Here is a 20145-nt window from a genome sequence, read left to right as displayed (position 1 = left end):
GGTGGACAGCACAGGGAGGCCAGCGATGACGGGAACCTTCACACCGGCACCGGGCCGCGCGCCGATGCGCGCCGTCCTGTCCCGCCAGATCCGTACGGAGCTGCTGCTCACCGCCCGCCGGGGCGAGGCCGTCGTGCTGGCGATGGGCGTACCCCTGCTGGTCCTGCTCGGCGCCACCCTGACCCGGGCGACCAATGTGCCCGCCGCCGACCGCCCGGGCTACGTCGTGCCCGGCGTGCTGGCCCTGACGGTGTTGTCGACGGCCTTCACCGGCCAGGCCATCACCACCGGCTACGAGCGCGGCTACGGCGTCCTCAAGCGGCTCGGCGCCTCACCGCTGACCCGGCCCGGCCTGCTGGCCGCGAAGACGACGGCGGTGTGGTGCCTGGTCGCGGTGCAGCTGCTGGTGCTGGCGGTCGTGGGTGTCGCGGTGGGCTGGCGTCCGCAGCTCGGCCAGGTGCTGCCCGCCGTCGGTGTCACGGCCCTGGCCACGGCGGCGTACTGCGGTCTGGCGCTGCTGCTGGCCAGCCTGCTGCGGCCCGAGACGGTGACCGCCGCGGCGACCCTGATCTACGTGCTGATGCTGGCCGCGGGCGGGATCATGTTCGCCGCCCCGGATCTGGGCCCGGCCGGGTACTTCCTGCTGCCCGTGGCCGCGCACGCCGCCGCGCTGCGCGCCACCCTCACCGGCGGCGCCCCCGTGGACGGCTGGATCTGGGCCAGCCTCGCGCTGTGGGCGGCCGGTGCCCTGGTGGCCGCCGCCCGCTGGTTCCGCTGGGAGTGACCCGCTGACACCCGATCGGGTGGACCTCGGACCGCTTCCGGCAGGTTCGTGGCCGTCGATGCGGGTCATCGATGATCGGCAGTACCAGAGGCCTTGTCTGGGGTGTCTTTTGTGCTACCGTGCGGTGGCCCGATTCACACCGCCGGGCAAATCGTAACCGCCAATGCATAATCCGGTGCGGATGGTAAGGGAGCGCTTCCGCCTTCCGCGGGGGTCGATGCCCTTGCTATTTTGTCCGGCGTGGACGTGAGTCCATCCGCAATGCCACGGATGTCACCCGGGATCGGCGTCCGCGCATTGCTCCTGTCGTTTGTCGAAATCGCGATCGAGGGGTCGGGTTCCCACCTGGAAACAGTCCGGCGTCACCGCCTCTGACCAACCGCACTTCCGCGGGAGATCAGGGATGGGGACGTCTTGGTGCCGTGCATGAAAATGCCGAGTGGGCGTGGGGTCTCACTGGAGGCAAGGGCGTCGTGACTACGACGGATACCGCGGCGGACAACGCCGCGTCAGCTTCATTTGCCGCAACATCGTCATTTGCGGAAACAACACCGCCACCGTCGGCGACGGCGACGGCGGCGTATTACGGCACCACCGAAAGGGATCTCGGTGGGGTCGCCGGGCAGGCGCACGCCGACCGCTGGGTGTGGGAGGCGCGCTACGTCAGATATCTACTGATCATCGACGTCGGCGCGGCACTGATCGCCACCCTGGCCGCGTTCGTGCTGCGCTTCCAGGGCGCCCGCTACGCGAACTGGTACCTCGCGCTGTCCGTACTCATCCCGCTGGTGTGGGTCGCGATCCTCGCGCTGACCCGCGGGTACGAGCGGCGCCTGCTGTTCGTCGGCACCGAGGAGTACCAGCGGGTGCTGCGCTCCGCGGGCCGGCTCACGGCCGGGTCGGCGCTCGCCGCGTACGTGACCCATGCCGGGGTCGCCCGCGGCTACCTGCTCATCGTGCTCGTGCTCACCACGGGCGGCTCGCTGCTGGGCCGGTTCGCGCTGCGCCGGGCGCTGCACCGGGCCCGCCGGCGCGGCACCTGCATGCACCGGGTCCTCGCCCTCGGTCACGCCGACGCGGTGGCGCGGCTGACCCGCCAGCTGCACCGCAGGCACCACCACGGCCTGCAGCTCGTGGGCGCCTGCGTACCCGAGGGCCAGCTGGCCTCGGCGGCCGCGACGGTGCCGGTGCCGGTCTACGGCGCGCTGTCCGCCGCCGCGAACTGCGCCGCGGCGGCCGGGGCGGACACCGTGATGGTGCTGTCCTGCCCGGAGCTCGACGGCGCCATGCTGCGCCGGCTCGCCTGGGAGCTGGAACGCGACGACATCGACCTGATCGTCTCCTCGTCGCTGGTGGACACCTCGGGGGACCGGGTCACCGTGCGCCCGGTGGACGGGCTGCCCATGATGCACGTCGAGCACCCCCGCCTCGGCGGTGGCCGCCGCCTGATCAAGTCGGTGTTCGACCTGTCGCTGGCCGCGGTGCTGCTGCTGGTCTCCGCCCCGGTGTTCCTCGCGGTGGCGCTCGTGGTGAGGCTGGACACCGGTGGCCCGGTGTTCTTCCGGCAGACCCGGGTGGGGCGCGGCGGCGAGCCGTTCCGGATGTACAAGTTCCGGACCATGCACGTCGACGCCGAGCAGCGGCTCGACACCGTACGGGCGCAGAACGAGTGCGCGGGCGTGCTGTTCAAGATGCGCCGGGACCCGCGGGTCACCCGTTCCGGCCGGGTGCTGCGCCGCTGGTCCCTCGACGAGCTGCCCCAGCTGTTCAACGTCCTGCTGGGCGACATGTCGCTGGTCGGGCCGCGCCCGCCGCTGCCCGCGGAGGTCGAGCGGTACCCGCAGGACATGCGCCGGCGGCTGATGGTCAAGCCCGGCATGACCGGGCTGTGGCAGGTGAGCGGCCGCTCGGACCTCTCCTGGGAGGACTCGATCCGGCTCGACCTGCGGTACGTGGAGAACTGGTCGCTCACGGTCGACCTGGTGATCCTGCTGCGCACCGCGATCGCGGTCCGGCGCGGCGCGGGGGCGTACTGAGCAGCGCGCACGTCCCGGCGTGGGGGAACGGCGACCGGGCGCCGCTCGGATGGCAGGCAGTGCGGTCGGTACGCCGCAGGATGGGGACGGTTCGTTGGGCACGATGTACTTCGCGGCCGCGCTGGCGGTGCTGCTACCCGCGGTCGCGGGACCGGCGCTGGCGTGCGGGCCGGGCCGGCGCTGGCCGCGCAGTGGGCTCGCGGGCCGGGTCCGCGCCGCGCTGTCCGCCCTGGTGGCCACGATCGGGCGCCCCGCCACCGCGGTGGCGTTCCTGCTGGCCTGGTCGGCCGCCGTGGTGGCGGTGTTCTGGCCACTCGGTGAGCTGGCGCACCGGCTGGAGCCCACGGTCGACGTGCCGGTGCACGCGTGGGTGAGCACCCGTCTCGACCCGTCGTTCGCGCGGCTGAACTGGGCGTACACGGCGCTGGGTGACCGGGCCCCGCTCAAGGTGGTCACCATCGTCGGCGCCCTGGTCTTCGCGGCGCTGTGGCGGCGCCGGTTCTGGATCCCGCTGGTCGCGATCCTCGCCCAGTTCCCGCTGGAGCAGTACGTGCAGGCCGTGCTCGCGGGCATGGTGGACCGGGGGCACCCGCCGACCGGGCTGGGCACGTACCCGTCGGGCGGGATCGCCCGGATCGTGATGACCTTCGGGGCGCTGGCCCTGTTCGCGGCGCTGACCTTCCGGCTCGGCCGCCGGGCCCGCGTCGGCCTGGGCACGGCCGTGCTGGTGATGGCGGTCGCCGAGGGCTACACCCGGATGTACGTGCAGAAGCACTGGCTCACCGACGTGATCGCGGGTCTCCTGTTCGGACCGGCGCTGTTCCTCGGCTGGGCGGTCGCGGTTCTCGTCCTCGTGGGCCCGGCGGCCCGTCCACGGCCCGGAACCGGCGATGCCCGGCCGGCAGGTGGCGAGGCTTCGTCCGCGCCGGGCACCGTCATCTCGTCGGCGCTGGTCGCCGCGGGCGCGCCCGGCCCCGGGGCGGCGCGGTGACCACGCTGCTGGTGGCGTCCACGGGCGGCCACCTCGCCGAACTGCACGACCTGCGGCCGCGCCTCGGTGTGGGCGCGCACCGGTGGGTCACCTTCGACAGCCCGCAGAGCCGGTCGCTGCTGGCGGGCGAGGACGTCGTGCACGTGCCGCCGGCCACCAGCCGGGACCTGGTCGGCGCCGCCCGCGACCTGGCGGCGGCGCGGCGGCTGCTGCGCACCGGGCGCTACGACCGGGTGATCAGCACCGGCGCCAGCGTCGCCGTGTCGTTCTTCGTGCCCGCCCGGGCGGCCGGGATCGACTGCGCCTACATCGAGAGCGCCACCCGCACCCGGGGGCCGTCGCTGACCGGACGGCTGGCCGCCCGGCTGCCGGGCGTCCGGCTCTACACCCAGTACCCGGGCTGGGCCGGGGGCGAGTGGCGCTACGGCGGCTCCATCTTCGACGCGTTCGTCGCCGAGCCGCTGCCCGCGCCGCCGCCCGTACGCAAGGTGGTGGTGAGTCTCGGCACCCACCCCCGGTTCACCTTCCCCCGGCTGCTGAACCGGCTGGTCCGGATCCTGCCGCCCGAGCTGGAGGTGCTCTGGCAGGTCGGTGCCACCGTGGCCGGGCGTATGCCCGCCGGGGCCCGCGCCCAGGTCCCGGTCGCCGAGCTGCGCGAGGCCATGCGCGAGGCCGACGTGGTGATCACCCACGCCGGGGTCGGTTCCGCGCTGGCCGCGATGCGGGCGGGCCGCCGCGCCGTGTACGTGCCGCGGCGCCGCGCCCACGGCGAACACGTCGACGACCACCAGGCCGACATGGCGGCCGAACTCGCCGCCCGCAACCTCGTCGTCGCCCGCGAGGCCGACGAGATCGACCTCGCCGACCTGCGGTCCGCCGCCGCCTGGTCGGTCCGGACCGGACCGGCACCGCCGCCGTTCCGGTTCTGCCCCCAAGCCCCGTCCCACCACCCCTCATACTCCGAATAGGAGGGCACGTGTCCCTGCCCCGTCGACTTCGGCCCCGCGCCGCCGCCAGCCTCCTGGCGGCCGCCGCGGCGCTGAGTACGGTCGCCCTGACCGCCATCCCCGCCCAAGCCGTGTACGTCCCGCCGAACGTCACGTCCACCCTCGTCACGGCGAACCCGGCGGACACCACCCCGCACGTGCAGAACGGCAGCGTGCGGGCATTCGCCCAGATCGGCAACACCGTGTACGCGGGCGGCTCGTTCACCGGCGCCAAGAACGCCGGGGCCGGTTCCTGGACGACGGTCAGCTACCTCATCGCGTACGACGCGACGAGCGGCGCGCTCAAGACCGGCTTCAAGCCGACCTTCGACAACGCCGTGCAGACCCTCGCGGTCAGCCCCGACGGCAAGCTGATCGTCGGCGGCAACTTCGGCACGGTCAACGGCGTGGCCCGCAAGAACCTCGTCGAGCTGGACCCCAGCACCGGTGCGACCATCACCAGCTGGGTCGGGCGCGCCGACGGCGGGGTGGTGCGCCGCGCCATCGTGCACGGCAACCACCTGTACCTCGCGGGCGCGTTCCACTACGTCAACGGCACCAAGCACTCGCTGCTGGCCCGGCTGAACGCCACCACGGGCGCGATCGACTCCTCGTTCCAGATCGACGCGAGCGTCGCCCGCGCCAGCAGCGAACTGGTGTGGGCCCTCACCGTCTCGCCCGACGGCCGGACGGTCGTCGCGGCCGGCAACTTCAGGAAGGTCAACAACCTGGCCCGCGAGCAGGTTGTCATGATCGACGTGTCGGGCACGCCCAAGGTGGCCGACTGGAGCACCCAGCGGTTCGCCCCGGACTGCCAGATCGAGACGTTCCCGTTCTACGCCCGCGACGTCGACTTCTCCGACGACGGCAGCTACTTCGTCATCGGCGCGGACGGCGGCATCGGCGGCGACGCGTTCTGCGACACGATCAGCCGCTGGGAGACCTCGGCGCGCGGCAGCAACCTAGACGCCACCTGGGTCAACCGGACCGGCCACGACTCGATCACCTCGGTGGAGGCGGCCGACAACGTGGTCTACCTGGGCGGGCACTTCCGCTGGCTGAACAACGCCAACGGCGACGACAAGGCCGGTCCCGGCGCCATCGACCGGTACGGCTTCGGCGCCCTCGACCCGGGCAACGGCCTGCCGATGGCCTGGAACCCGGGCCGCTCCCCGGGCAGCCACCTGCCCTCGGGCGGCACCTCCTGGGGCCCGATCGTCTGGGAGATCTGGAAGGGGCCGTCCGGCCTGCTCATCGGGCAGGACTCCGACGGCGTGGGCAACGAGTACCACGGGCGGCAGGCGTACTTCCCGACCTCGGGTGGGCGTACGGTCGCGCCGGTCGACGCGCCGCAGGCGGCCTCCGGCTTCCTGTACCTCGGCGCGGGCAACGGCAAGCTGACCAAGGTGCCGTACGGCCCGTCCGGGGCCGGCGCGGCGACGGTGACCAACCAGCCGAACCTGACCTCGGCCAAGGCCGCCTTCTCGGTGTCGAACAAGCTGTGGTGGGCCAAGGGCGACGTGCTGCAGCTGTCCATGTTCACCGGCGGCACGGTCGGCGCCCCGTGGGTCAGCAGCGGCTTCAACTCCTGGTACCAGGCGGGTTCCATGACCGGCGCCTTCTACCTGCGGGGCCGCATGTACTACACGACCTCCAGCGGCAACGCGCTGTACTACCGCTACCTGGAGCCGGACGGCTCCATCGTCGGCTGCACCGAGTTCAAGCTGCCCACCTCGGGCATCGACTGGCGTACGGTGCGCGGTCTGACCTGGGTCGCGGGCAAGCTCGTCTATGGCTCGACGGACGGCTCGCTGCGTACGGTCGCGTTCGACCCGGCCGCGTCCACCGCCGTCAACGGCGCTTCGGCGACCGTCGTGGCGCGCAAGTCGACCGGGGCGAACTGGTCCAACCCCACCCTGTTCTTCGCCACCTCGTAGGCGAACGACCGCACCACTTCACCCCCGGCCGGACGCCGGTGCCGCACCGCAGCGGCCCGGCGCCCGTCCGGGGGCCGGGCACAAACCTGCGGGGAGAGACCCATGGATGTGACTGATGCCGCCGCCGGTGGCCGGCAGCGCGTCGTCGGCTTCGCCGACGTCGTCCGGATCCCGGTGCGCCGGTGGCGGACCGTGGCGGCGACCGCGGCGGCCGTCGTCCTGGCCACCGTCGGCTACCTGATCTTCTTCCCCGCCACCTACCGCGCGACCACGGTGGTCGTGCTGCGTCCCGTGGTGACCGACCCGTTCACGCTGCCCGCGGGCGGCGCGGACCGGGCCATCAACATGACCGCCGAGAACGGCATCGCGCTGGGCAACGAGGTCGTCGACGCCACCGCGCAGACGTTGGGCCGCGACGCCGACGACGTCCGCGACGCGCTCTCGGTGGAGGTGCCCACCGGCGGGCAGGTCCTGCGCTTCGCGTACGCGGGCGACACCGAGGCGCAGGCGATCACCGGGGCGAACGCCGCCGCGCAGACGTACCTGAAGGTGCGGGAGGCCATCTACCAGCAGCAGCGCGCCGCCCTGCTGCTCTCCTACGACAGCACGATCAAACAGGTCACCAGCCAGCGCAAGGCCGCGCAGAAGGAACTGCCGGAGGAGGGTACGACCAGGCCCGGCCCCGCCTCCCCGCGCGTGCAGGCCATGCTGGACCAGGTCAGCAAGCTCAACGACCAGCTCGCCCAGCTGGCCAACGCCCGCGCCAAGGTCGCCTCGGCGGACCTGAGCCCCGGCGCGATCACGGCCGCGGCGCGTACCCCCGTACCGTCCAGCCACGACAACGCGGCGCTGTACCTGCTCGGCGCGCTGCTGGGTGGCGCGCTGCTCGGCCTGATGGCCGCACACGCGCGGGAGGCGCTCGACCGCCGGGTACGCTCCGTCGAGCAGGCCGCCGACCTGGTCGGGGTGCCCGCCCTCGGGGTGGTGCGCGCGGGCGGCGGCGGTGACGCGGCCGCGGCCGCCGACGCCCGGTACGTGTCGCTGGCCGTACTGAAATGGCTCGGCCGCCATCCGGACCGGCCGCTGGTCGTGCTCTCCGGCCGGGACGACGAGGGCCGCACCGTGGTCACCGGCAACCTCGCGGTGGCGCTGGCCGAGGCGGGCCAGGACGTGCACCTGGCGGCCCCGGCCGAGAGTGAGGCCGAGCTCAAGCAGATCCTGTACGCCGCGCAGCGGCGCACCCCGCCCCGGCCCCGCCTGCTGCCCGAGGCCGACGCCGCGCCGCGCCTCAACGGGGCCGCCCGGCCCGGGCTCGCCCAGGGCGGTGCCCTGCCGATGCGGCCCGGCTTCGCCCGGCCCGTCGCGGGGATGCAGCCCGGCGCGGATCTCGACGCCACCATGGTCATGGAGGCGGCCGTGTCGCGCCCGAGCGCGGCACCGATGCTGGCGCCGCGCCCCGGCGACGAGGCCGACGGGCGGGGACCGCTGGCCGTGCTGATCGGCGGCGGCGCGGTACGCCTGCATCCCCTCGGGGAACTGCCCGACCACGGGGTGGTCGTGGTGGACGCGCCGCCCTCCGACACCGACGAGCGCGGCGTACGGGCCGCGCAGTCCGGGGTGGCCCTGCTCGTGGTCGCCCGCGACCGCACCCGCAACGCCGAGCTGACCCGGCTCGTGGACCGGCTGCGCTCGGCCGGCGCCCAGGCCGTCGGGTTCGTCCTCACCGGGGGCCGGCGTGGGTGAAATCGCCCTGCCGTACCCGTCGGTCAGCGTCGTGGTGGCCACCAAGGACCGTCCCGGCCTGCTGGAACGGGCCGTCGCGGCGATCCTCGGCCAGGTCTACCCGGGCCCGGTCGAATGCATCGTCGTCTACGACCACGTGCCCGTCCGCGAGCTGGACGTGCCCATCGGCGCCTACCGGACGTTGAAGGTCATCTCCAACGGGCGCCGCCCGGGTCTGCCCGGCGGGCGAAACAGCGGGGTCGACGCGGCCACCGGCGAGCTGCTGGCGTTCTGCGACGACGACGACATCTGGCTGCCCGCCAAGCTGAGCCGCCAGGTGGCGCTGCTGGCCGACCCGGCCGTCGGCGCGGTCAGCTGCGGGCTGCGCCTGCGGGGGCCCGGCATCGACACCGAACGGGTGCTCACCCGCGACCGGGTCATCCTCGACGAGCTGCTGGCCGACCGGGTGATGGAGGTGCACTCCAGCACGATGCTGCTGCGCCGCTCGGCCTGGCTGGCGGCCGGGGAGGTGGACGAGGACATTCCCGGCGGGTACAGCGAGGACTACGAGTGGCTGCTGCGGCTGGCCGCACACACCCCGATCGCGATCTGCCGGCAGCCGCTGGTGGTGGTCGACTGGCACGGCGGCTCGTTCTACTTCGGCCGGTGGGCCACGATCGTCGAGGCGCAGCGCTACCTGCTGCGCAAACATCCGGAGCTGGCGCTCAGCCGTACCGGCACGGCCCGCATCCGGGGTCAGATCGCGTTCGCGCTGGCCGCCGGCAACCGGCGGCTGGAGGCCATCCGGGAACTCGCCGCGGTGCTGCGGCTCAACTGGCGCGAGAAACGGGTGCTGGTCATCGTGCCCGTGATCCTCGGGCTGGTCACCGGCGAGCGGGTACTGCGGATGGCGCAGAGGCGGGGCCGCGGTGTCTGACACCGCCGTGCGCGGCCGGCGGCTGCGGTGGCCCGTACGGGCGGTCGCCGCCGTCCGGGCCCGGGCGGTCGCGCCGGTCGAGCCGGGGGTACGCGACCGCGGTGCCTGGGTGGTGCACACCGCGCGGCTGCCGGTGTGGCCGCTGACCGCGATGTTCGGGTGCATGCCGCTGTGGTGGGCGCTCGGCGCCTTCCAGCTCGCCTGGCCGTGCTTCGGGGTGCTGCTGTTCGTGCTGCTCACCACGCGCGGGCGGATCCGGCTCCCGGCCGGCACCACCGTGTGGCTGGTGTTCCTCGGCATCGTGGCGGTCAGCGCGGTACGGCTGAACCGGCCCACCGCGCTGGCCACCTTCTCCCTGCGGCTGGGCATGCTCGTCACTGCGTTCCTGGTCGGCCTGTACGTGTACAACCTGGCCCGGGACCGGGTGCCGTGGGCGCGCGTCGCGGCGCCGGTGTGCGTGTACTGGGTGGCGGTGGTGGCGCTGGGCTGGCTCGGTGTGCTGGCGCCCCGGTTCAGCGCGGCCAGCCCCGTGGAGCTGGCCCTGCCGGTCGGGTTGGCCGCGCAACCGTTCCTGCAGGACCTGACGCACCTGGACGCGACCGAGTTCAACCCGTACAGCGCCAATCCGATCTACCGGCCGGCGGCGCCGTACCCGTACACGAACAACTGGGGGACGGGGCTCGCGTTCCTGGTGCCGTTCGTGCTGGCGTACCTGACGGCGGTGCGGCGCGGCCCGCTGCGGCTGGTCCTGCTGATATCGCTGCCACTGTCGCTGGTCCCGGCGTTCCTGACCCTGAACCGGGGCATGTTCATCGGCCTCGGCGCCGGGGTGTTGTACCTGCTGGGCCGCGAGATCGCCCGGGGCCGGGTGCGGCTGCTGCTGCCGGTCGCGGTGATCCTGCTGGTGGGTTGGCTGGTCACCCTGATCATCCCGGTGGTGGACCTGATCCGGAACCGGACCTCCACGACGGACACCAACATCGACCGCTACGACCTGTACGTGCAGACGTGGGCCGCGGTCCTGCACTCCCCGCTGCTCGGCTACGGCCAGCCCACCTCCGTCGACACCACCCATTCGGTGGAGCCGCTCGGCACCCAGGGCCTGCTCTGGCAGCTGCTGTACAGCTACGGCATTCCCGCCGCGGCCTGCTACTACCTGCTGCTGCTCGTGGTGGCGCGGCGGCTGTCCGCCGCCGTGTCGGCGAGCGGGTTGTGGCTCAGCGCGCTGCCCGTCATCGCGGCCGTGATCACCCCGTTCTACGGGTACGTCGATCCGAACATGTCGGTGCTGTTCGCCGGGGTGGGGCTGGGCCTGGCCGCGGTGGACGGGGCGGTCAACCGCGATCCGGGAGTTCCCCGATGACCGCGATCGCCCGCAGCGGCGCGCTGGGTCTGCTCGGCGCGGCCGTGAACGGCGTGTGCGGTTTCGTGCTGACCGCGGTGATCGTCCGGGTGCTGGGCGCGCCGGGGGCGGGCGCGATGTTCGCCGTCATCGGGCTGGTCAGCATCCTCGGTCCGTTGTGCTGTCTCGGCGCGGACACCGCCCTGATGTGGGCGCTGCCGCGCCGCGCCGCCGGTCCGGCTGGAGACGCGGCCCGGCTGCTGCCGCTGGCCGTGGCGCCCACCCTCGCGCTGGCCACGGTCGTCGCGGCGGCCGGGTGGGTGGCCGCGCCCACCGTCGACGCGGCACTGCTCGGCTCGGGCGACGCCACGCTGGTGCGGCTGGCGTTCGCCGGGGTGCCGGTGTTCGCCGTAGCGACCGTGCTGCTGGCCGCGCTGCGGGCCACCCGCCCGGTCGCGGCGTACGTCGGGGTGCAGCTCGTCGCGGTGCCGGTGGCGCGTCCGCTGCTGATCGGCGCGGCGGTCGCGGCCGGTGGCTCGGTGACGGCCGCGTTCGCCGGGTGGCTGCTACCGATGGCCGCCGCCGGGGTGGCGGCGGTGCTGCTGGTGGCCGGGCCGCTCGGGCTGGGCCGGGGTGCCCGCCTGCGGCCCACGGCGGCGGACCGGCGCCGGTTCTGGGGATTCGCGCTGCCCCGCGCGGTGTCCACGGTGATCGACGCGGGTGGCATGTGGTTTGGGGTGCTGCTCACCGCCGCGCTGGCCGGGCCCGCCGAAGCCGGCGTGTTCGGCGCGGTGTGCCGCTACGCGCTGGCCGGGCTCCTGGTGATGCAGGGCCTGCGGGTGGCGATCGCCCCGCAGCTGTCCCGGCTGCTCGGTGCGGGACGCACGCCCGAGGCGGCCGCGGTCCACCGGCGGGTCACCACGGTCGTGGTGCTGCTGTCCTGGCCCGCGTACCTGTTGCTGGCGGTGTTCGCGCCCGCGTTCCTGGCGCTGTTCGGCGCGCCGTTCGCGGCCGGGGCCGCCCCGATGGCGGTGCTGGCGGTGGCGATGCTGGTCAACGTGGGGGTCGGCACGGTGCAGACCGTGCTGCTGATGAACGGCAACAGCCGCGGCCACCTTCTCGCCGCCGCGACCGGCCTGGTCGTGTACCTGATCGGCTGCCTCGTGCTCGTCCCCCGGCACGGTGCGCTGGGCGCGGCCGTGGCCTGGTCGCTCGGCATCGTCACGGAGAACGTCATCGCGGCCGTCCTGGTCCGGCGGGTACTGGGCGAGCCGCTGGCCGGACGTGCGGTGGCGGGTACCGCCCTGGCCGCCCTCGCCGGAACCGGCGCCGCGGCCGCCGTGGGCGCCGCGGCCGGGGGCCGTGGACCGGGTGGGCTGGCGTTGACGCTCGGCCTCCTCGCCATCGGCGCTCTCGCGCTTCTCCGCAGCGCCCGCGTCCGCGCGGCCCTGCGCGCCGCGCTCGTCCTGCTGCGCCCGGGCCGGACCGCGCCGGATCAGCCCGGCGCGACGCAGCCCGGCCGAGCCGGGCCGGATCAGCCCGGCGTCGCGGGCCGCCCGCCCGCCGCATCGACGTTCCATCCCCCGGATCGTCCGCACACACCGGAGGTTGTTCCGTGACCGTCAAGGACCGCATCAAGCAGGCCGCACCGCGGCAGGCCCGGGAGGGGGTGCGCGACCTGCTGGCCCGCTACGGGCAGCGGACCAGCGACCGCCGCCCGCTGCCCGACTTCCTGATCATCGGCACCAAGCGGGGCGGCACCACCTCACTGTGGCGCTACCTGCTGCGCCATCCGCTCGTGCCGCGCCTGTTCCCCGCGTGGAACACCAAGACCTCGCACTTCTTCGAGGAGAACTGGTCGCGGGGGGAGGCGTGGTACCGCTCGCACTTCCCGACGCAGCGGCAGCGGGCCGCCCTGGAGCGCCGGCACGGCGCCCCGTCCCGGGTCGGGGAGGCGGCGCCGCTGTACATGTTCCATCCGCTGGCGGCGGACCGCGTCGCCACGCTGATGCCCGGGGCCCGGATCATCGTGCTGCTGCGCGACCCGGTGCAGCGGGCGTTCTCGCACTGGAAGGAACGGCGCACGGAGGGCGTGGAGCCGCTGGACTTCGCGGCGGCGCTGGCGGCCGAGCCGGAACGCACGGCGGGGGAGCGGGAGCGGCTGATCGCCGAACCGGGCTCGCACAGTACGGCGTACGACTGGTATTCGTACCGGGCGCGGGGCCGGTACCTGGAGCACCTGGAGCCGTGGCTGCGCCGGTTCGACCGCCGCCGGTTGCTGTTCGTGCCGAGCGAGACGCTGTACCGCGAACCCGCCGCCACGTACGCGGGGGTGCTCGACTTCCTCCAGTTGCCGCGCCACGAGCTGCCGTCGTACGACGTGTTCAACGACCGGCCGGGCCGGGGCATGGACGAACAGGTGCGGGCGGAGCTGACCGCGTACTACCGGCCGTACAACGCGGCGCTGTCCGCGCGGCTGGGGATGTCCTTCGACTGGTCCTGATCGGGCGGAACGTCGCTCCTGGCGGCCCGGCTCGCCGGGCCGGGACCGAGCCGCTCCGTCAGCAGGTGCAGCAGGGCGGGATGCAACCGCGGATTCCACCCGGCTCCGCCGGCCGACAGCTCGTAGGTGCGCAGCCACAGCTCCACCAGGTACGCGTCGGCCACCAGCCGCTGGCGGGCCGCGTCGAGCCCCAGGCCCGGCCCGTACCGGCGCAGTGCCGCGTCGGCGGCGGCCGCGCAGTCCGCGGCGGGCCGCCCGTGCAGTGACAGCGCCGTCTGGAACGCCTGATGGGCGAGGTCGAAGCCGACCGGTACGCCGGATCCCCGGTTCTCCCAGTCCCACAGGTACAGGCGGCCCCGGTGCCGGGCCATGTTCCAGGGCACCCAGTCACCGTGCCAGTCCCCGAATTCGCATGCGAGATCCCCGTCGCGGGCCCCGATCGCGTCGATGGCCTCGCCGATGGACATCGCGGCCGGGTGCGCCCCGGATGGCGCGACCGCCGGGGCACCTGCCGCCCGGCGGCGCCAGTCGTCCAGCAGCGGTGCGTCGCGCAGCGGCCGAGGTGCCGTGGCCGGGCCGCCCCGGCGGGCGACCGCGAGCATCGCGGCCAGCCGGGGCCGGTCGGGGCCGCGCAGGCGGCGGACGCGCCGGGGCATCGGCGCCACGACCGCGACCTCCCGGTCCTGCCAACGGGTGTGCAGGACCAGCCCCGGCACCACGGGCAGCGCGCCGCCGGGCCGGGGCAGGTCGGCCAGGCAGGCCGCCTCCGCGCGGACCATCGCCCGGGTGCCGTCGTTCCAGCCGATCTTCGCGTACCCGCGCGGCCGTCCCGCGTCGTCGAACAGTTGCAGGGTCGGCTTGTGGTGGGGGTCGGGTGGCCGGATGCCGATGGCGGCGTGCAGCCCGGGCACGCCGAGCAGGCCGGCCAGATGGGCGCAGAGCAGCACCTCGCCCGGCTCGACCCCGGCAGGCACGTGCACGGACAGCACCGGCGCCCCGGTCAGCCGCAGCGCCCCGGCCCAGGCCAGCAATCCCACGGCGGCCCGTCCGGCGCGGACCCGGGGTGGCCGCAGCGCGTTGTACGCCAGCACGGACCCGGCGGTCACCCGCCGCCCGGCCAGGGGCAGCAGGAACCGGGCCCGCTCCAGCGACGGGACCACGGCGTACGCGAGCGTGGCGCCCGCGTCGGCGCCGAGGCTGAGCCGCAGCCGGGAGTCGCCGAACACCGCCCGGGTCACCCAGCCCAGCCCGTCGCCACGCCCGCGCGGATCCCCGGGGCTCGCGGCGGGGCCGGCGAGCGGGTCCGACGGCGCGCGCTGCCCCGGGACATCGACGCGGATGGAATGCTGCCGCACGCGCACACAATAGCGGCCCGCCGGTACGGCGGTCGGCTCAGCGCTGGTACACCCGCACGTAGTCGACGACGAAGTCGGCGGGGAAGGCGGTCCGCGCGTCCGGCTCCCCGAGCCACCCGCCGACCTGCAGGTTGAGCCGGATGTTGTACGGCTTGTGGAACACCTCGTCGAACCACCCCGTCGTGCCGCGATCCCGGCTCCACACCAGGGTGCCGTCCACGTACCAGCGCAGCGCGGTGGGGTCCCACTCCGTCGCGTACGTGTGGAAGCCGTCGCCGGGGTGACCACCGCCGGGGAGTGCGATCCTGGTGTCCTGCTTCACCGGCGAGTAGTCGTGGAAGATGGCCACGGTAAATCGGTCGTACCAGGCGGCGCCGCCGGGCAGTTCCGTCACGTCGATCTCGCCGTGCCCGGCGTCGTCCGGGCGCAGCCAGAACGCGGGCCAGATTCCGGCCGAGGTGCGCGGTCCGCCCGGTGACCTGGCGCGGATCTCGAACCGGCCGTACGTCCACGACGCCTTGCCGATGGTGTCCAGGTACGCCTGCGTGTACCGGCGCGTGGCCCGGCCGCACGGCACGTCCTCGCGCAGTGCGCGCAGGGTGAGGGTGCCGCCGGTGACGAAGGCGTTCCGTGGGCTGTCCACACTGCATCCCGAGTCGACGTCGCGGCCTTCGCGGCGGCGCAGGTTCCACCGGCTCCGGTCGAGGCCGGTGCCGTCGAACTCGTCGGACCAGGCGAGGCGCCAGCCGCCGCCGGCCGGCGCGGGTGTCCCCGGGGCACCCGGGGCGTCGCCGGGGATCGCCAGCACGGCCGCGCCGAGCACGAGCGCCGCGAGCGCTCGCCGGTACCGGACGGGCGGGCGGGCCGGGCGTGGCATGGGCGGTGGGTACCTCCGGGGCGGCGGGTCGTCCGGCGTCGCCGGTCGGGGGCGAGGATAGCGAGACGGTGGCGGGGCGGCCGGATGGGCCGCCCCGCCGCTGCCGGCCCGCGCCTCAGTCCACCTCGACCGCGGCCTCGGCGAACTGGGCCGAGTACAGCCGGGCGTACGCGCCGCCCGTGGTGATCAGCTCGTCGTGGGTGCCGTGCTCCACGATCGCCCCGGACTCCATGACCAGGATGACGTCCGCGTCGCGGATCGTGGAGAGCCGGTGCGCGATGACGAAGCTGGTCCGGCCCGCGCGCAGCGAGTTCATCGCCCGCTGGATCAGCACCTCGGTCCGGGTGTCGACCGAGCTGGTCGCCTCGTCGAGGATGAGGATGCTCGGCTCGGCCAGGAACGCCCGGGCGATCGTGATGAGCTGCTTCTGCCCGGCGCTGACGTTCGAGCCGTCCTCGTCGATGACGGTGTCGTAGCCGTCCGGGAGCATGCGCACGAACCCGTCCACGTGCGCCGCCTCGGCCGCCGCGGCGATCTTCTCCGGGGTCGGGTCGTCGGCGGCGTACGCGATGTTCTCCGCGATCGTGCCGCCGAACAGCCAGGCGTCCTGCAGCACCATGCCCATGTGTTCGCGCAGCTCCGGGCGGGGCATGGTGGCGATGTCCACCCCGTCCAGGGTGATCCGCCCGCCGGTCACCTCGTAGAAGCGCATGAGCAGGTTGACCAGGGTGGTCTTGCCCGCGCCGGTCGGGCCGACGATCGCCACGGTCTGTCCGGGTTCGACGGTCAGCGACAGGTGGTCGATCAGCGGCTTGTCGGGCAGGTAGCGGAACGACACGTCCTCGAACGCGATCCGGCCGCGTACCGGGCCGGGCAGCACCGGGCCCTCCGGGTCGGGGCTCTGCTCGTCCGCGTCGAGCAGCGCGAACACCCGTTCGGCCGAGGCCACCCCGGACTGCACGAGGTTCGCCATGCTGGCCACCTGGGTCAGCGGCTGGCTGAACTGCCGCGAGTACTGGATGAACGCCTGCACGTCGCCCAGCGACAGGCTGCCCGAGGCCACCCGCAGGCCGCCCACCACGGCGACCAGCACGTAGTTCAGGTTGCCGATGAACATCATCGCGGGCTGGATCAGCCCGGAGATGAACTGGGCGCGGAAGCTTGACGCGTACAGTTTCTCGTTGTGCTGCCGGAAGGTGGCGGCGGCCTGGGCCTGGCGGCCGAAGACCCGCACCAGCGAGTGCCCGGTGAACATCTCCTCGATGTGGCCGTTCAGGCGGCCGGTGGTGCCCCACTGCGTCACGAACTGCGGCTGGGCCCGTTTGCCGATCACGGTCGTGATCAGCACGGACACCGGTACGGTCAGCACCGCGATGAGCGCCAGCAGCGGCGAGATCCAGAACATCATGCCCAGCACCCCGATGATCATCAGGAGCGCGGTGACGAGCTGGGCGAACGTCTGCTGCAGGGTCTGGGCGATGTTGTCGGTGTCGTTGGTGGCCCGGCTGAGCACCTCGCCGCGCGGCTGCTTGTCGAAGTAGGACAGCGGCAGCCGCGACAGCTTGGCCTCCACCTCCGCCCGCAACTGGAACACGGTGGCCTGCACGACCCGGGCGGTCAGCCGACCCTGCAGCACGCCGAAGATCCAGGCGCCGGCGTACACCACGAACACCCAGGCCAGCAGGTGCGCCAGCTGGTTGAAGTCGATGCCCTGGCCGGGCACGACGTCCATGGACGCCAGCATGTCCGCGCGGTTGTTCTGGCCCTGGGCCCGCAGCGCGGCCACCGCCTCGGCCTTGCTCGCCCCGGGCATCGTCTCGCCCAGCATCTTGCCGACCACGCCGGAGAAGATCAGGTCGGTGCCGTGCCCGAGCAGTAGCGGCCCGAGTACGGACAGGAAGACGCTGCCGCCGCCGAGCCCCAGCACCATCGCGACCAGCCACCGGTGCGGCCGCATCAGCCCGAGCAGCCGTTTCGTGGAGCCCCGGAAGTCCTCCAGCTTCTCCGGCGGCATCCCCCCGGCCATCATCCGCGCGGCGGGTCCGCCCATGGGCGGACCCGCCGGGGGCCGCCGGGCCGGCGCCGTCATTCCCCGCCTCCGGACATGCCCTCGCTGCACTCGGTCATGCTGTGCCTTCCAGACATGCCCTCGCGGCCCTCGCTGCGCTCGGTGCACTCGGTCATGCGGCTGCCTCCTGCTCCGTGAGCTGGGAGAGCACGATCTCCCGGTACGTCGGGTTGGTGTCCATCAGTTCGCCGTGGGTGCCGGCGCCGACCACGACGCCGTCGTCCAGCACGACGATCCGGTCGGCGTCGCGGATCGTGCTGACCCGCTGCGCCACGATGACCACGGTGGCGTCGGCGGTGCGGTGCGCGAGCGCGGCCCGCAGCGCCGCGTCCGTGGCGTAGTCGAGCGCCGAGAACGAGTCGTCGAAGAGGTAGATCTCGGGCCGCTGCACGAGCACCCGGGCGATGGCCAGGCGCTGCCGCTGTCCGCCGGAGACGTTCGTGCCGCCCTGGGCGATGCGCGCGGAGAGCCCGCCGTCCATCCGCTCCACGAACTCGCGGGCCTGCGCCACCTCCAGCGCCTGCCACAGCTCCTCGTCGGTGGCGTCGGGGTTGCCGTAGCGCAGGTTCGAGGCGACCGTCCCGGTGAACAGGTACGGCTTCTGCGGCACCAGGCCGACCGTGCGCGACAGCAGCGTGCCGTCCAGTTCCCGCACGTCGACGCCGCCGACCAGCACCTGCCCACCGGTGACGTCGAACAGCCGGGGCGCGAGGTTGAGCAGGGTGGTCTTGCCGCTGCCCGTACTGCCGATGATCGCGGTGACCTCACCCGGGCGGGCCACCAGTCCCACCCCGCACAGTACGGAGGCCTCGGCCCCCGGGTACCGGAAGTCGACGTCGCGCAGTTCCAGGTGGCCGTGGCTGCGCAGCTCCCGTACCGGGTCGGTGGGCGGGCGGACGCTGGACTCGGTGCCCAGCACCTCCACGATCCGGTCGGCGCACACCTCGGCGCGCGGGATCATGATGAACATGAACGTGGCCATCATGATCGCCATGAGGATCTGCATGAGGTAGCTGAGGAACGCGGTGAGCGCGCCGATCTGCATCCCACCGGAGTCGATGCGGTGCGCACCGAACCAGAGCACGGCCCCGCTGGAGACGTTCACCACGAGCATCACGGTCGGGAACATCAGGGCCATCAGCCGCCCGGCGCGCAGCGACACGTCCATCAGGTCCTGGCTGGCCTCGCCGTACCGGTCCTGTTCGTGCTCGTCGCGGACGAAGGCCCGGATGACCCGGATGCCCGCGATCTGTTCGCGCATGACCCGGTTGACCCGGTCGATGCGCTCCTGCATGGACCGGAACAGCGGCCGCATCCGGGCGATGATCAGTCCGATCAGGATGATCAGGATGGGCACGATGACCAGGAGCAGGGCGGACAACGGTACGTCCTGGCGCAGCGCCAGCACGATGCCGCCGACGCACATGATGGGCGCCGAGACCAGCAGGGTGAAGGTCATCAGCACCAGCATCTGTACCTGCTGGACGTCGTTGGTGGTCCGGGTGATCAGCGACGGCGCGCCGAACTGGCCGACCTCGCGGGCCGAGAAGTCCTGCACCCGGGCGAAGATCGCGGCCCGGACGTCGCGGCCCACCGCCATGGCGGTGCGCGCGCCGTAGTAGACCGCGACGATCTGCGCGGCGATCTGGATGAGCGTGATGCCGAGCATCGTGGCGCCGGTCCGGATCACGTAGCCGGTGTCGCCGGTGACCACGCCCTTGTCGATGATGTCGGCGTTGAGGGTGGGCAGGTAGAGCGTCGCCAGCGTCTGCAGGAACTGGAACGCGACGATGAGCGCGATTTCTCGGCGGTACGGGCGCAGTTGCGCCCGCATGAGTTTGATCAGCACCTCATGGCACCTTCGGGGTCTCGGTCCGGGTGGGACGGTGATCTTGGTCGGAGTCGTTCAGCAGGCCGTCGAGCAGCAGCGACACCGTCTCGGCGCCGTCGAGGTGCTCCGGGTCGCCGAACGGCCCGTACGTGTTGGCCCCGCAGAACAGCAGCAGCAGCCGGGCGACGGCGGTGGGGGAGCGGCGCAGCCGCGCCGCGTCGGGTTCGATGACCGCGGTGAGCGCCGCGAGCAGCCGTTCCCGGGCGGCGGCCATGGCGTGCCTGGTCTCCGGGTCGGCGCCCGCTGTCCCGGCGAGGCGGCGGGCCCCGGCCATCAGGTGGGCGTTGCCCGCGAAGCGCCGGTGGATCAGGTCCGCGGCCTCGGTCATGCGTTCCCGCAGCCCGGCGCGGGGGTCGATGGCGGCCAGCGCGTCCAGGGTCGGCTGCGGGTCGAGGGCCTGCGTCAGCGCGGCCACGACCAGCGACTGCTTGTCGGGGAAGACGCCGAAGATGGTGCCCTCGGCCACGCCCGCGGCCTGGGCGATCTGCCGGGTGCTCACCTCCAGCCCGCAGCGGTGCAGCAGCGGCACGGTCGCGGCGACCAGCGCGGCGCGGCGTTCCTCGGGCGCCAGGGCGGGGACCCGGCGGCGGCGTTCCTGGGATGTCACCCGGCCGATACTAATGAGCGAGTACTCACTCAGCCACCGGTATTTTGTCATGGGCGTCGCCCGCCGGTCACCCGATCGGACCGGGTGACCTCCTTCTTCAGGCGATCCG

Annotated in this window: 15 protein-coding genes; 10 read left to right on the top strand and 5 right to left on the bottom strand. The window is 73.5% G+C overall.

The window, feature by feature from the left end; all coding sequences use genetic code 11:
- Positions 1–25: 25 nt before the first annotated feature.
- The 10 genes from EV385_RS05055 to EV385_RS05010 all read left to right on the top strand — a co-directional run bounded on the left by EV385_RS05055 (position 26) and on the right by EV385_RS05010 (position 13238).
- On the top strand, positions 26–784 hold the full coding sequence (locus EV385_RS05055) for an ABC transporter permease (protein WP_130508397.1): 759 nt from the start codon (positions 26–28) through the stop codon (positions 782–784).
- A 473-nt stretch (positions 785–1257) separates the two neighbouring features.
- The gene (locus tag EV385_RS05050; protein ID WP_130508396.1) at positions 1258–2820 is read left to right on the top strand and encodes a sugar transferase; all 1563 of its coding nucleotides are present in this window, start codon (positions 1258–1260) and stop codon (positions 2818–2820) included.
- Positions 2821–2923: 103 nt separating this feature from the next.
- A complete protein-coding gene (locus EV385_RS05045) occupies positions 2924–3811 on the top strand; it encodes a phosphatase PAP2 family protein (protein ID WP_341273988.1) in 888 nt (295 codons plus the stop codon).
- Complete coding sequence (locus tag EV385_RS05040) at positions 3808–4779, top strand: glycosyltransferase (RefSeq protein WP_130508394.1); 972 nt, start codon at positions 3808–3810, stop codon at positions 4777–4779. The genes EV385_RS05045 and EV385_RS05040 overlap by 4 nt, the downstream gene beginning before the upstream one ends.
- 8 nt (positions 4780–4787) lie before the next feature.
- A complete protein-coding gene (locus EV385_RS05035; protein ID WP_242624714.1) occupies positions 4788–6734 on the top strand; it encodes a delta-60 repeat domain-containing protein in 1947 nt (648 codons plus the stop codon).
- 102 nt (positions 6735–6836) lie between these two features.
- Complete coding sequence (locus tag EV385_RS05030; RefSeq protein WP_130508393.1) at positions 6837–8477, top strand: hypothetical protein; 1641 nt, start codon at positions 6837–6839, stop codon at positions 8475–8477.
- The gene (locus EV385_RS05025; RefSeq protein ID WP_242624713.1) at positions 8470–9393 is read left to right on the top strand and encodes a glycosyltransferase family 2 protein; all 924 of its coding nucleotides are present in this window, start codon (positions 8470–8472) and stop codon (positions 9391–9393) included. The genes EV385_RS05030 and EV385_RS05025 overlap by 8 nt, the downstream gene beginning before the upstream one ends.
- A complete protein-coding gene (locus EV385_RS05020) occupies positions 9386–10756 on the top strand; it encodes an O-antigen ligase family protein (RefSeq protein WP_242624712.1) in 1371 nt (456 codons plus the stop codon). The genes EV385_RS05025 and EV385_RS05020 overlap by 8 nt, the downstream gene beginning before the upstream one ends.
- A complete protein-coding gene (locus tag EV385_RS05015; RefSeq protein ID WP_130508392.1) occupies positions 10753–12354 on the top strand; it encodes a lipopolysaccharide biosynthesis protein in 1602 nt (533 codons plus the stop codon). Before EV385_RS05020 ends, EV385_RS05015 begins: the two co-directional genes overlap by 4 nt.
- Complete coding sequence (locus tag EV385_RS05010; protein ID WP_130508391.1) at positions 12351–13238, top strand: sulfotransferase; 888 nt, start codon at positions 12351–12353, stop codon at positions 13236–13238. Before EV385_RS05015 ends, EV385_RS05010 begins: the two co-directional genes overlap by 4 nt.
- Here the strand turns inward: EV385_RS05010 and EV385_RS05005 are convergent.
- From EV385_RS05005 to EV385_RS04985, 5 genes are all read right to left on the bottom strand, one after another.
- Entirely contained in the window at positions 13178–14593 is a 1416-nt protein-coding gene (locus EV385_RS05005) for a hypothetical protein (RefSeq protein WP_423203017.1), read from the bottom strand. The two genes, EV385_RS05010 and EV385_RS05005, sit on opposite strands and share 61 nt — an antisense overlap.
- A gap of 37 nt (positions 14594–14630) precedes the next feature.
- Positions 14631–15470: a glycoside hydrolase family 16 protein gene (locus EV385_RS05000; protein WP_130508390.1), complete on the bottom strand. Its 840-nt coding sequence runs from the start codon at positions 15468–15470 to the stop codon at positions 14631–14633.
- A 115-nt stretch (positions 15471–15585) separates the two neighbouring features.
- Positions 15586–17559, bottom strand: coding sequence for an ABC transporter ATP-binding protein (locus tag EV385_RS04995; RefSeq protein ID WP_130508389.1), 1974 nt, complete (start codon positions 17557–17559; stop codon positions 15586–15588).
- A gap of 91 nt (positions 17560–17650) precedes the next feature.
- Positions 17651–19387, bottom strand: a complete 1737-nt coding sequence (locus tag EV385_RS04990; protein WP_130508388.1) for an ABC transporter ATP-binding protein — start codon at positions 19385–19387, stop codon at positions 17651–17653.
- A gap of 1 nt (position 19388) precedes the next feature.
- Positions 19389–20036 (bottom strand): TetR/AcrR family transcriptional regulator, encoded by a 648-nt coding sequence (locus tag EV385_RS04985; RefSeq protein WP_242624711.1) that lies wholly within the window; start codon positions 20034–20036, stop codon positions 19389–19391.
- Positions 20037–20145 lie beyond the last annotated feature (109 nt).

The sequence above is a fragment of the Krasilnikovia cinnamomea genome, from assembly GCF_004217545.1.
GTDB classification, from domain to species: Bacteria; Actinomycetota; Actinomycetes; order Mycobacteriales; family Micromonosporaceae; genus Actinoplanes; species Actinoplanes cinnamomeus.
Note: the sequence above shows the minus strand (reverse complement) of the source record. Positions and strands in the feature narration are given on the sequence as shown.